At 38.6% G+C, this 13,128-nt stretch carries 9 protein-coding genes; 4 read left to right on the top strand and 5 right to left on the bottom strand.

The features are described from left to right. Positions 1–49: 49 nt before the first annotated feature. Positions 50–1,534 (bottom strand): sodium/proline symporter PutP, encoded by a 1,485-nt coding sequence (putP, locus tag CUB63_RS01395; RefSeq protein ID WP_109847298.1) that lies wholly within the window; start codon positions 1,532–1,534, stop codon positions 50–52. A gap of 470 nt (positions 1,535–2,004) precedes the next feature. Between putP and putA the strand changes: the two genes are divergently transcribed. Then, entirely contained in the window at positions 2,005–5,967 is a 3,963-nt protein-coding gene (gene putA / locus CUB63_RS01390) for a trifunctional transcriptional regulator/proline dehydrogenase/L-glutamate gamma-semialdehyde dehydrogenase (RefSeq protein ID WP_109847297.1), read from the top strand. A 220-nt stretch (positions 5,968–6,187) separates the two neighbouring features. On the opposite strand, the gene fliZ is transcribed toward putA, so the two are convergent. The 4 genes from fliZ to CUB63_RS01370 form a co-directional block, all read right to left on the bottom strand. After that, complete coding sequence (gene fliZ, locus CUB63_RS01385) at positions 6,188–6,718, bottom strand: flagella biosynthesis regulatory protein FliZ (protein WP_006533125.1); 531 nt, start codon at positions 6,716–6,718, stop codon at positions 6,188–6,190. A 58-nt stretch (positions 6,719–6,776) separates the two neighbouring features. Continuing rightward, positions 6,777–7,499 carry an RNA polymerase sigma factor FliA gene (locus CUB63_RS01380; protein WP_036912728.1) on the bottom strand — a complete coding sequence of 241 codons (723 nt, stop codon included), beginning with the start codon at positions 7,497–7,499 and terminating at the stop codon, positions 6,777–6,779. 441 nt (positions 7,500–7,940) lie between these two features. Then, positions 7,941–9,047, bottom strand: coding sequence for a FliC/FljB family flagellin (locus CUB63_RS01375; protein WP_109847296.1), 1,107 nt, complete (start codon positions 9,045–9,047; stop codon positions 7,941–7,943). 316 nt (positions 9,048–9,363) lie between these two features. After that, entirely contained in the window at positions 9,364–10,473 is a 1,110-nt protein-coding gene (locus CUB63_RS01370; protein WP_109847295.1) for a FliC/FljB family flagellin, read from the bottom strand. 387 nt (positions 10,474–10,860) lie between these two features. Here CUB63_RS01370 and fliD point away from each other — a divergent pair, with 387 nt between their 5' ends. Genes fliD through fliT form a run of 3 tightly spaced genes read left to right on the top strand, consistent with a single transcriptional unit; the run spans position 10,861 to position 13,060 of the window. After that, positions 10,861–12,270 carry a flagellar filament capping protein FliD gene (gene fliD / locus CUB63_RS01365; RefSeq protein ID WP_109847294.1) on the top strand — a complete coding sequence of 470 codons (1,410 nt, stop codon included), beginning with the start codon at positions 10,861–10,863 and terminating at the stop codon, positions 12,268–12,270. A gap of 19 nt (positions 12,271–12,289) precedes the next feature. Further along, the gene (gene fliS / locus CUB63_RS01360) at positions 12,290–12,688 is read left to right on the top strand and encodes a flagellar export chaperone FliS (protein WP_023581844.1); all 399 of its coding nucleotides are present in this window, start codon (positions 12,290–12,292) and stop codon (positions 12,686–12,688) included. An 18-nt stretch (positions 12,689–12,706) separates the two neighbouring features. Then, positions 12,707–13,060 carry a flagellar protein FliT gene (gene fliT, locus CUB63_RS01355; RefSeq protein WP_006533138.1) on the top strand — a complete coding sequence of 118 codons (354 nt, stop codon included), beginning with the start codon at positions 12,707–12,709 and terminating at the stop codon, positions 13,058–13,060. The last annotated feature ends 68 nt before the right edge of the window (positions 13,061–13,128 follow it).

Raw genomic sequence — 13,128 nt, 5'->3', positions numbered from 1 at the left:
ATAAAGGCCACCTCATTAAATAAGGTAGCCTTTGATTTATCTAATTTTATTATGTATTACGATATTGAGTCTCAGCTTCTTCAAAGCGTTGTTGATTCTCTTTGTTTGGTTCTTTCCCCATTAAACTAATGACAACAATAGCAATAGAAGCAAAAATAAAGCCGGGAATAATTTCATATAACCCAAACCATTTATATTGCATCCACACTAACACGGTTAAAGCCCCTATCAACATTCCGGCAAATGCACCATTACGAGTCATACGTTTCCACATTACAGAAATGAGGATCACAGGACCAAAAGCGGCACCAAAACCTGCCCACGCATTACTTACTAGATCAAGCACCTTATTGTTTGGGTCACGCGCTAAGAAAATTGCGATGATCGCAACTAATAACACCATGCCACGCCCTACCCAAACTAGCTCTTTTTGGCTCGCACTTTTACGAATAAATGGTTTGTATAAATCTTCAGTTAATGCACTTGCGCAGACTAATAATTGACAGCTTAATGTACTCATGACCGCTGCTAGAATTGCAGACAAAAGAATACCAGCAATCCATGGATTAAAGAGCAGCGAAGCCAGCTCCATAAAAATACGTTCATTTTTAGCTGTTACAGCACCCGCTTGTGCTGGATTCATTTCAAAGTAAGCAATACCAAAGAATCCAACCGCAACCGTGCCGCCCAAACAGAGGGTCATCCACGTCATACCGATACGACGTGCTTTACGAATTGTTTGATTTGAATCTGCTGCCATAAAACGCGCTAAGATATGAGGTTGCCCAAAGTAACCTAATCCCCACGCCAATAAAGAGATAATGGCAATAAAATCAAGACCTTTGAACATATCAAGATAAGACGGATCTTTTGCTTTAATAATGGCAATAGAAGTATCAATGCCGCCGACTGAGAAAATTACAATAATAGGTGTCAGGATCAGAGCAAAAATCATTAACGTTGCTTGGACTGTATCTGTCCAACTTACTGCAAGAAAGCCACCTAAAAAGGTATATGCGATAGTTGCAATCGCACCATAAATCATAGCTTCGTGGTAAGGGATATGGAACGTAGATTCAAACAGCATTCCACCAGCAACCACGCCTGAAGCACAATAGATAGTAAAGAAGGTAAGAATAACTAACGCTGAAATAATACGTAGCATTTTACTTTTATCATCAAAACGTGATGTCAAATAATCGGGTAACGTCAATGCATTATTGTTTTTTTCAGTTTGCAAACGCAAACGCCCCGCAACTAAACGCCAGTTTAGCCATGCTCCTAAACAGAGGCCAATAGCTATCCAACTTTCTGAAATACCAGCGAAAAATACTACGCCAGGTAATCCCATTAATAACCAACCACTCATATCTGAAGCACCCGCTGACAGCGCAGTGACTACACTGCCCAATCGCCGACCGCCAAGAATATAATCATCAAAGTTTTTTGTTGAACGATAAGCAAGGTAGCCAATAAAAAGCATACCCAAGATATAGATCGTAAATGTAATTAGCATTGGCGAAGTTAGAGCCATAATTGCAGCTCTCCATAAATCTGTTTCCGATCATCGGTATGCTTTTGACTTGTACAGGAACGTTGCACTTAGTTGCACATTAATGATCTTTTCAGTTTGTAATTAAAATAATTTCTTACAGCAACAGATAAAGCATTCACATCAATCCTAGAATAGGTTAACTGCATTTAACAAGAAATTAACGTTTAAATGTTTAAATTTTGTATATGACCTCACACTATTTATCTTAATTCGAGGGTTCATTATAAATACAAACATCAATAAAATAAATATAATTTATTGATTTATATATGAATATATATAAAAGGATAAATTAAACTATTTTTAATCATGTACAAAACCTGACTACTTTCACATTATTTATAAATAAATTGTTAACAATGTTGCACAAAGTTGCAACATGAATGATATTAATAAAAATAACGGGTAACTGTACTTGTGAATTAGAAATAGAATATGAGGAGCACTGCATGAGTAGCACAACAATGGGTGTTAGACTTGACGAAGAAACCCGCAATAGATTAAAAAAAGCTGCGCAGAAATTAGATAGAACATCACATTGGTTAATTAAACAGGCTATTTTCAATTATCTAGAACAAGTTGAAAATGATCAGGTTAGTCTTGGTAACTCAACATTTGCAGAGCAAGACATTGATGAAAGCACTGAAATACCAACCGCTCATTATCAGCCCTTCTTAGAGTTTGCTGAACATATTCACCCGCAGTCTGTTTTACGCTCAGCAATTACTTCTGCATATCGCACACCTGAAACACAAGCTGTACCTATGCTATTGCAGCAAGCGACATTACCTGAAAATGAGGCTCAAGCAACACACAAATTAGCCTATTCCATTGCCGAAAAACTACGTAACCAGAAAAATGGTGTTGGACGCTCCGGGTTGGTTCAAGGTCTATTACAGGAATTTTCACTTTCTTCACAAGAAGGTGTTGCCCTAATGTGTTTAGCTGAAGCTTTATTGCGTATTCCAGATAAAGCCACGCGTGATGCCCTTATTCGTGACAAAATTAGTCATGGTAATTGGCGCTCACACTTAGGACAAAGTCAATCGATGTTTGTGAATGCAGCGACATGGGGCTTATTATTCACGGGTAAATTAGTTTCTACTCATAATGAAGAAAAACTCTCTAACTCTTTAAATCGCATCTTGACCAAAAGTGGTGAGCCATTAGTGCGCAAAGGCGTTGATATGGCCATGCGTTTAATGGGTGAGCAATTTGTGACAGGTGAAACTATTTCTCAAGCACTTGCAAATGCACGCAAACTTGAAGAAAAAGGCTTTAGCTACTCTTATGACATGTTAGGAGAAGCGGCATTAACAGAAAAAGACGTGCAAGATTATTTAGTTTCTTATCAGCAAGCCATCCACGCAATTGGTAAAGCATCTAATGGTAGAGGTATTTATGAAGGCCCTGGAATATCTATCAAGCTTTCAGCATTACATCCTCGTTATAGCCGTGCTCAATATGAGCGAGTGATGTCAGAGCTTTACCCTCGCCTACTCTCATTAACATTACAAGCAAAGCAATACGATATCGGGATTAATATTGATGCAGAAGAAGCGGATAGACTAGAAATTTCACTCGACCTACTTGAAAAACTCTGCTTTGAACCTGAATTAGCAGGCTGGAATGGAATTGGTTTTGTTATTCAAGCTTACCAAAAACGTTGTCCATTAGTTATTGATTATGTCATTGATTTGGCACGCCGTAGTCGTCGTCGTTTAATGATCCGTTTAGTAAAAGGCGCCTATTGGGATAGCGAAGTCAAACGCGCTCAAATTGATGGTCTTGAAGACTATCCTGTCTATACTCGCAAAGTGTATACCGATGTCTCTTATCTTGCTTGTGCGAAAAAACTACTCGCATCACCTAATTTTATTTACCCACAATTCGCCACGCATAATGCGCACACACTATCAGCAATTTATCATTTAGCGGGTCAAAACTATTACTCTGGACAATATGAATTCCAGTGTTTACACGGTATGGGAGAGCCGCTTTATGCACAAGTTGTAGGAAAAATAGCAGACGATAAATTAGGTCGTCCTTGTCGTATTTATGCACCTGTAGGAACACATGAAACATTACTTGCCTATTTAGTCCGTCGCCTACTTGAAAATGGTGCCAATACCTCCTTTGTAAACCGAATTGCAGATACCACAATTTCTCTTGATGAATTAGTGGCTGATCCAGTTAAAGAAGTGAATAGAATGGCTCAAGTCGAAGGCCAAGTTGGACTTTCACATCCTAAAATTCCGCTTCCTAATCAACTGTATGGTGATGAGCGTAAAAACTCACCCGGTATTGATATGTCAAACGAACATCGCTTGGCATCGCTTTCTAGTGCTTTATTAACATCAGCAACTGAAAATATACATTGTGAACCTTTATTAGGTGATACGTTTAACTCTTCAGAAAAAACACCAGAACCTCAATCTGTATTAAACCCAGCCAATCATACGGATATTGTAGGTACAGTAAGAGAAGCGACCGAAGCAGAGGCAGATTTTGCTTTAACCATTGCTCAAGAAAAAGGCGAGATCTGGTTTGCAACACCACCAGCAGAAAGAGCCTCGTTCTTGATCCGTACAGCGGAATTAATGGAACAGCAAATGGGGCCACTTATGGGAATATTAGTGCGTGAAGCGGGTAAAACTTACAGCAATGCCATTGCGGAAGTTCGTGAAGCCATTGATTTTCTTTATTACTATGCAGCACAAGTGACTCAGGATTTTGATAACAATACACATCGACCTTTAGGGCCTATGGTTTGTATCAGCCCGTGGAATTTCCCATTAGCCATATTCAGTGGACAAATTGCCGCAGCTTTAGCCGCTGGTAATACGGTTCTTGCAAAACCCGCAGAGCAGACACCTTTAATTGCATCAAAAGCCGTTGAGCTTTTCCATCAAGCAGGAGTTCCTTCTTTTGCTCTACAACTGCTACCAGGGCAAGGTGAAACCATTGGTGCTCGTTTAGTGGCTAATGAGCGTGTTCGTGGCGTGATGTTTACAGGCTCGACAGATGTTGCACATATTTTACAAAAAACCTTAGCGGGTCGATTAGATAGCGAAGGTCACCCAGTGCCTTTAATTGCAGAAACGGGTGGCTTAAATGCCATGATTGTGGATTCATCTGCATTAACAGAACAAGTGGTGACTGATGTTATGGCATCTGCTTACGATAGCGCGGGGCAACGTTGCTCAGCTTTACGTCTGTTATGTATTCAAGAAGAAGTGGCCGATCATACTATCGAGATGCTTAAAGGTGCGATGGCGCAAGCTACAATTGGTGATCCAAGTTTGCTATCCACCGATATTGGTCCTGTTATCGATAAAGAAGCAAAATCAGCCATAGAGAAACATATTCAATCTATGCGCACAACAGGCTACGATATTTATCAAGCTTCACACAATAACCTGCCAAAACACATTGAAAATAACAGTACCTTTGTTCAACCGACTTTAATTGAGTTAGATAAAGTCAGTTCATTGAAGAAAGAAATCTTTGGTCCTGTATTACATGTTGTGCGTTATGCAAGCCAAGATTTACCTGCTTTGCTAGAAGAGATTAATGCGACAGGTTATGGCTTAACAATGTGCGTTCATACGCGTATTGATGAAACTATTGCTTATGTTGCATCACATGCCAAAGTGGGGAATTTATACGTAAACCGTAATATGGTTGGTGCGGTTGTCGGTGTTCAACCCTTTGGTGGTGAAGGATTATCCGGTACAGGCCCGAAAGCTGGTGGCCCTGTTTATCTGTACCGCTTATTATCCAAACGCCCTGAAAATGCAGCAACGCAAACACTAGCGCGTCAAGATGAAACATTCCCGCTTGATACTTCTATGCGTAATTTACAAACTTACCATAAGTATATGGAATGGTTATCAAACAAAACAGATAAATCACACTATGAAGCCTTAGAAAAATATGCCCTTGCATCCCAAGCAGGCACATTACGTGTATTGCCGGGTCCTACTGGTGAGCGTAACACCTATCAATTAGTTCCTTGCGGTCATGTGTTGTGTATTTCCGATAATGAGCAAGATGTATTCACTCAAATTGCAGCTGTTCTTGCTTCTGGTTGTCATGCCGTTGTCGTTAATAGTCTATTCTCACAAAAAACATATCGTGAATTGCCTGATATTGTCAGAAAAGCCATTACATTGACGGAAAACTGGCATGATGAGTCACTGAAAATAAATGCTGTGATTTACCATGGTGATGGCGATCAATTACGTGAAACTTGCCAGAAAATTGCTCAACGTAAAGGAGCTATAATTTCTGTTCAAGGGTTTTCTCGTGGTGAGACGGGTCTCTTGTTAGAACGTTTATTACATGAAAGAGCCGTAAGCATTAATACAGCAGCAGCGGGAGGCAATGCAAGCTTAATGACGATTAGTTAATTCCCCCTTCTCTTTCTCTCCTTGTCTTTGAGACCACCTTTAAAGTTTGTTTTCTTAGAGGTGGTTTTTTCTTTTGTTACTCTATTATTTCTAAAGAGATAGTCAAAAGTGTTATTTTTTTGGAAGAACAACAGAAAGGTAAATAAAGTATGATTAGATTATAAACAACAAAGAAAGGAGTAGGCTAGGCTACTCCTTTTAAGGTCTCTCTTGAGCGCAATTAGTGACTGCTATTCATCGATGGTGGCTCTTGACACCAATCGAGATATTGCTCGTACTTACGTAGCGCAATATTGTAGTTACTAAATGCAGAGGGAGTGAGCTTTTTACTCAGGTCTGACTGAATTTTCTCTGTCGTAAATTCTTGACGAGGAAAATTAGTTGAAGTCAGTAATTCATCGAGCCGACGTAAACGAACCACATACTCACGAACAGTACTGTGGCTCATCTCCGTTTGTTCAAACAAATACTGCTTAAAAGACATAATGTCAAAGTAGTCAGTTTCACTATTACAGTAAATCTCACTACAAAAACGGCATAGCGCAGAGAATTTCTCTTGTAACGTTTCCCACGTTTCATCATCAATTAAATCCGTCATTTCAGAAATGGCTTCTTTATTGATAACTTGGCGATTGAATACGAGAGAGATCCGATCCAACGCCTTGTGGCAATGTAGACAATGAGTCTGGCTGTGTTTATAGTCTTTAATGTAACGGCTTAGCGGCCGTTTCTTTTGTGTTGAAACAGACATAATAGATAAAGCCCTGTGTTGTAGTCTTAATAAACAAAAACAAAAATAAGCAAAACTCCTATTTCTCTGGGTTTAAGCGTGCTCGCAACCTTTTTATGGCTTGGCTGTGTAGCTGGCTCACGCGGGATTCCCCGACATTAAGCACTGCGCCTATTTCTTTCAAATTAAGTTCTTCCTGATAATACAGAGTAAGAACCATTTTTTCCCTTTCGGGAAGCAATTCTATCGCGTCTATGACTCTTTGGCGAATATCACTTTCTAACAACATCTGTAATGGATTGTCATCATGATCTTCGTCTTGAGACGGTTCACAGCTTTCACCGTAAATTTCATGCCATTCGTCATAAGAGAACAATTGGCTGTTATTCGTATCCAATAGGATCTGCCGGTATTCTGCTAACTCAATCTGCAAATGATCAGCAACTTCCTGTTCTAATGGTGGTCGTCCTAGATCCTGCTCTAATTGATGAATAGAATGAGTAACTTCTCTTGCATTACGACGCACACTGCGTGGCGCCCAGTCTCGACTGCGTAGCTCATCTAACATTGAGCCACGGATACGTTGAACAGCATAAGTGGTAAAGGCAGCACCTTGCATTGAGTCATAACGCTCAACGGCGTTTAATAACCCAATCCCACCCGCTTGCAAAAGATCATCCAATTCAACACTCGCAGGTAACTTGACCTGTAATCGTAATGCTTCATGGCGAACCAACGGGACATATCGCTCCCAGAGGCTATTTTTGTCCATCACGCCTTCGGCGGTATACAAATCACTCACAACAAAAGACACCTTTGGATAAAAGACCGGAAACCATTATCTGGCGAAATAAATTTAGCAATCGGCTGAACAGTGAAGCAAAAGCGCCTCTTTTTCACCTATGCCAAATTTTCAGCAAAAATCGGGTTTTCATTGATAATTAATTTGTCATTGCATTACGAGAACTACTTTACCTTACAAGAGGAGCGACTAATCCTTAGAAAAACCGTTAATTAAATTGATAATTTAGCTCATTAAAAGAAATCGATGCATTGAATCTGCATTCTGTTCATAAAAAAATAACATATAAATCATAGTATTTTATTTTGTGAGATTTTAGCTTCTAATTAGCAAGTTGAAATACTCATAAATGATTAATTAAAAAAACGATTGTTTTGATGATAAAACACCCACTACAAAATAATGTAATGGGTGTCATTTGAGGGTTATTTAAGATTGAAATTAACGAAGCAGTGATAATACGTTTTGAGGCATTTGGTTTGCTTGCGCAAGCACAGAGGTGCCTGCTTGTTGCAGGATTTGACCTTTACTCATATTAGACACTTCTGTCGCATAATCGGCATCTTCTATACGGCTACGTGATGCGGTCAGATTATTAACCGTGTTGCCTAAGTTAGCAATGGTAGAATCTAATCGGTTTTGCACGGCACCCATGGCACTGCGTAGGCTATCAACTTGAGATAATGCTTTATCTAGTGTTGATAATGGTTGTTCATTAGCTATATCTAAACCTGCTACCGCTGTTGTAGTAACATTCACTGTTGCTTTAGCACCTGCAGCACCAGGAGTTACAGTTGCATCAAAGTAACCTTCAACACCTTTTGCATCAACAGTTTGTACGATAAGTTTTGATTTATCGTCTTTACCATCGGCACCTTTTGCATAATAGATATTATAGCTTTTAATTGTGCCTTTTGTAACTTTGTCATCTAGCGCTTGAGTATCTAACTGTTGTATTTCTTGTTTAGAACTAACAGTCACTTCTGCTTCTATTGCTTTAGAACCGAGTTTGCTTTTTGCTGATAAATCCAATTTATCAATACCCAATGTAGTCGCATCCGTTTTTTTCAGATCAACACTGATTTGTTCTTTATCATGCGCGCCCACTTGTAAATTTAAAGTGCTATCTTCACTTAACACTTTTACGCCATTAAATTGAGTCTGCGCTGAAATACGATTAATTTCCGCAGTACGTTGATTCACTTCTTCCTGAATAGATTTAATATCAGAATCTGAATTAGAACCATTTTTTGCTTGGACGGTTAATTCACGAATACGTTGCAGGTTATTATTAATCTCATTCAAGGCCCCTTCTGTAGTTTGCGCAATCGAAATACCATCATTCGCATTACGTGCAGCTTGAGTTAAACCTTTAACATTAGCCGTAAAGCGGTTTGCAATCGCTTGACCCGCTGCGTCATCCTTGGCGCTATTAATGCGTAAGCCAGAAGATAAACGTTGAATTGCATTACCTAATGCACTTTGTGAACGATTTAAATTATTTTGAGTGACCAGTGACAAATAATTGGTATTAATGACTTGTGCCATACAATATTCCTTCGACTTGATTTTAAAATACTTTTAAATGAATAGGGTTGTTATTACGTCGCTGTAATAACGTTGCCTAAACACTATCGTCATCAAATTTGAGGGATTTACGATTTTTGGCGTCGCAAAAATAGCAAAAAAAAGCCAGTCAGTTAATTTATAAGAAGTAATTAATTGCAGAAAAAAGTAAAAGAAATTGAGAGAAAAAATAAAACTAAAAAAGAGTAGAGTTAAATATAAAATAAAACGACAAAAAAAGGCCCTCTTACGAGGACCTTTTGAATATAGAAAGGTATCTTTTGTGTCAGTGTACGAATTAACGTAACAGAGACAGAACAGTTTGTGGTACTTGGTTTGCTTGAGCAAGTACAGAAGTACCCGCTTGTTGCAGAATTTGACCACGGCTCATGTTAGACACTTCTGTTGCATAGTCAGCATCTAAGATACGGCTACGTGAAGCAGATAAGTTGTTAACAGTGTTGTTCAGGTTGTTGATAGTAGATTCGAAACGGTTTTGAATCGCACCTAATTTAGAACGGCTTTCATCAATTGTGTTGATAGCTTTGTCTAAAGTTGCTAAAGCGTCATCTTTAACGTCTAAAGTTTTAATTTCTTTAGCATCAGCTTCAACAAATGCTGTTTTCGAAGCGCCAGCTTTCAGTGCTAATTTGCCAGCACCATCTTTTTCTAAATCAGCTTTGTTAACAACAAATTTCTCGTCAGCGTCGTTAGTAATGATAACTTTATCTGCATCTGCAGTACCATCTACATTATATGCAAGAGCAGATTTAACAGTGTTACCAGTACCATCGCCAAAAGCAGAGCCAGTAGCTAAAGTATCGGCTGTAACAGCACCACCAGCTTTAATTTCACCTTTTGTAACTTTAGTTTCAGTAAACAGTTTGTCACTTGAAACACCTAACGTATCGTTATCAACTTTATCTAAGTTAAATTTGATAGTTTCGTTATCGTTAGTACCAACCTGAATAGTCATTTCAGCTTTTTCGCCGCTCAGTACTTTAACGCCGTTAAACTGAGTTTGTTCAGAAATACGGTTGATTTCACCAAGACGCTCTTTAACTTCTTCCTGAATTGAAGTGATGTCTGAGTTAGAGTTAGTACCATTTTTAGCTTGAACTGTTAACTCACGGATACGCTGTAAGTTGTTGTTGATTTCGTTCAGCGCGCCTTCAGTCGTTTGAGCGATAGAGATACCATCGTTCGCATTACGTGAAGCTTGAGTTAAACCATTTACGTTTGAAGTGAAACGGTTAGCAATCGCTTGACCCGCTGCATCGTCTTTTGCGCTGTTGATACGCAGACCAGAAGACAGACGCTCGATTGCACTTCCTAAAGCTCCCTGAGATTTGTTCAGGTTGTTTTGAGTTACCAGAGATAGATAGTTGGTATTAATGACTTGTGCCATAGCTAGATTCCTTTAAAATCAAGTCGATAAAATAAAAGTTTGCCTATTCATTTTCGGTGTTAATCACCGGCAACAAGTTTATCGGCACCCCACATACAACCTTTAACTTTTCCTACAAATATTTCTGTGTTTTTTTATAGAATCAACATCAAGTCAATGATAAACAAAGAAATTAATTTATTATTTTTTTATTTATTTTTTATCAATTTTTGTCTCAATCCTTTTTCTACCCTTCTAAATTCGACTTTGGTCACCAATGGCAATAAATGGCTTCTATATGGCAGCCTGTTTACGTCATCAAAAATACCAAATAGACGTAAACTTTTCGCCGATTCTACCGATAACGCTTTTTGAGGATTATTTTACGAACACAGAAAGGAGACCGGTATGGCTGGTATTGCTTCACTAGGCGTGGGCTCAGGGATGCCTCTTAGCCAAACATTGGCACAATTAGAGGCGTCGGAAAATAAACGCCTTGAACCCCTAGATAAACAGATGAAAAGCTACGAGGCGAAAATTACCGCTTACGGTAAAATACGCGGACAGCTTGATAAATTACAAAAAGCGTCTGAAGATTTAAAAAAATTCGATAAAATTGTTGCTACAAAAGTCGATGATGAGTTTGATGCTTTTAAAGTCACTACCGATGGTAAAGCCAGCGTGGGTAACTACACTGTTTCTGTTACCCAGTTAGCACAAGCTCAAACATTACAATCAACTAAAGTCTCTGATGTGAAAGAAACTTTAGGTGAAACCTTGGGTGAAGGTAATAAACGCACCTTAGTGATTACCCAAAAAGGTGAAAAAGAGCCATTACGTATTGAATTAGAAGATAAACAAACATCTATTCTCGAACTGCGTGATGCAATCAATAAAAAAGAAGGTAACGTCTCCGCCACGATTGTTAAGGCTAAAGATGGTGAAAACTATTTAGTCCTAACTTCTCGTAAAGAAGGCACAGACTCTAAAATGGAAATCACTGTTGAAGGTGATAATAAACTTAATGAGTTTTTAACAACTTCTTCTGCAAAAGGAATGAAAGAAATCGTTGAAGCAAAAAATGCAGATTTAACGATTAACGGAATTAAAATTGAACGCCAAACCAATGAGATAAAAGATGCCCCTGAAGGGATTGTTTTAAATTTAAAGAAAACGACTGACAGTAATAAAGATAATATTGATAAGCCTGAAATTATTAATGTTGCTCGTGATATTGAGCCGATGAAAAAAGCCATTAAGGCTTGGACAGACGCTTATAACGAGTTAAACAGCACCTACAAATCACTCACTAAATATACGCAAGTAGAAAAAGGTGAAGCGGCATCTAAAGATAATGGTGTATTACTCGGTGATAGCACCAGCCGTATGATTATGTCGGAGCTAAAAAGCTTTGTTACAAGCTCGCAAAGCACTTCAGAGTTAGATACCCTGAATAAAATGGGTATTAAATTTAAGGTTGATGGTTCTTTAGATATTGATAGCAAAAAACTCGATGAAGCGTTAAAAGAGAAACCTGCCAACGTGAAAGAGTTTTTTATGGGTGACGGTAAAGAAACAGGCTTTGGTACTCAAACCTATAATTACCTAAAGAAAACCCTGCAATCTAATGATGGTACTTTAGACATTGCCACTGATGGCGTGAAAAAACGCAAAAAAACATTAGATAGCCAAATTAAAAACACCGAACGTAATATTGCGGCGACGATGGAACGTTATAAAAACCAGTTCCAACAGTTAGATAAAATGGTCAACTCCATGACTAACTCCAGTGCCTCAATCGGCCGTCTATTAATGTAATTTTTAAAAGTAGGATAATATGTATCAACAATCAGCCAGTAAAATGTATGCTCAAATCGACGTTGAAAGCGAGATTTTAAATGCCACGCCTTACCAGCTGATCCAGATCCTATTTAATGGGGCGCTAAGCGCCCTTCGCCGTGCATTAATATTAATGGAACAAGGAAATATCGCCGGTAAAGGCGAAAATATCTCTAAAGCCATTAATATTATTGGTAACGGATTAAAACAAGGTCTGGATAAAGAAAAAGGTGGTGAGCTTGCAGAAAATCTGGAGCTCCTTTATGACTATATGGTTAATCAGCTACTCGATGCTAACTTAAAAAATAACCCAGAAAAAATTCATGAAGTCATCAAGCTCTTAACTGAAATTTCTGATGCTTGGCAACAAATTGGCACACAGATTAATTCTTATTAAATTAGAGTGGACAACAATATGGATATTATGGCGGCTTACGAGCATGTTTTAAAATCAAGTGAGCAAATGTTAACGCTTGCCAAAGATCAGCAATGGGATAAGCTGATAGAAATGGAAATGGATTATTTAAAAAGCGTAGAAAAAATCACTAAGATGGTAAAACCTGCTGACGGTGAGCTGAGACTACAACAACGACTCACGGATATGCTAAAGAAAATCTTAGAGAACGAAAACGAGACGCGAAATTTATTACGGGCTCGTCTAGATGAGCTTGGCATATTAATAAGACAGACTGAACAAGAGCAGAGGGTACAGAATAGCTATGGTCAGTTTACAGAACATAGTTATTATCCTGATCTCAATCTTAAATAACTCTCCTCTGCGCCAAAAGCGGTTTTATTAGCTAATGGCGTCTTTACTTAGAAAAACTATCGCTTGTT

It is taken from the genome of Proteus penneri, from assembly GCF_003144535.1.
Taxonomy (GTDB): Bacteria; Pseudomonadota; Gammaproteobacteria; order Enterobacterales; family Enterobacteriaceae; genus Proteus; species Proteus penneri.
The sequence above is the reverse complement of the archived record's forward strand: the minus strand, read 5'-3'. Positions and strand labels throughout refer to the sequence as shown.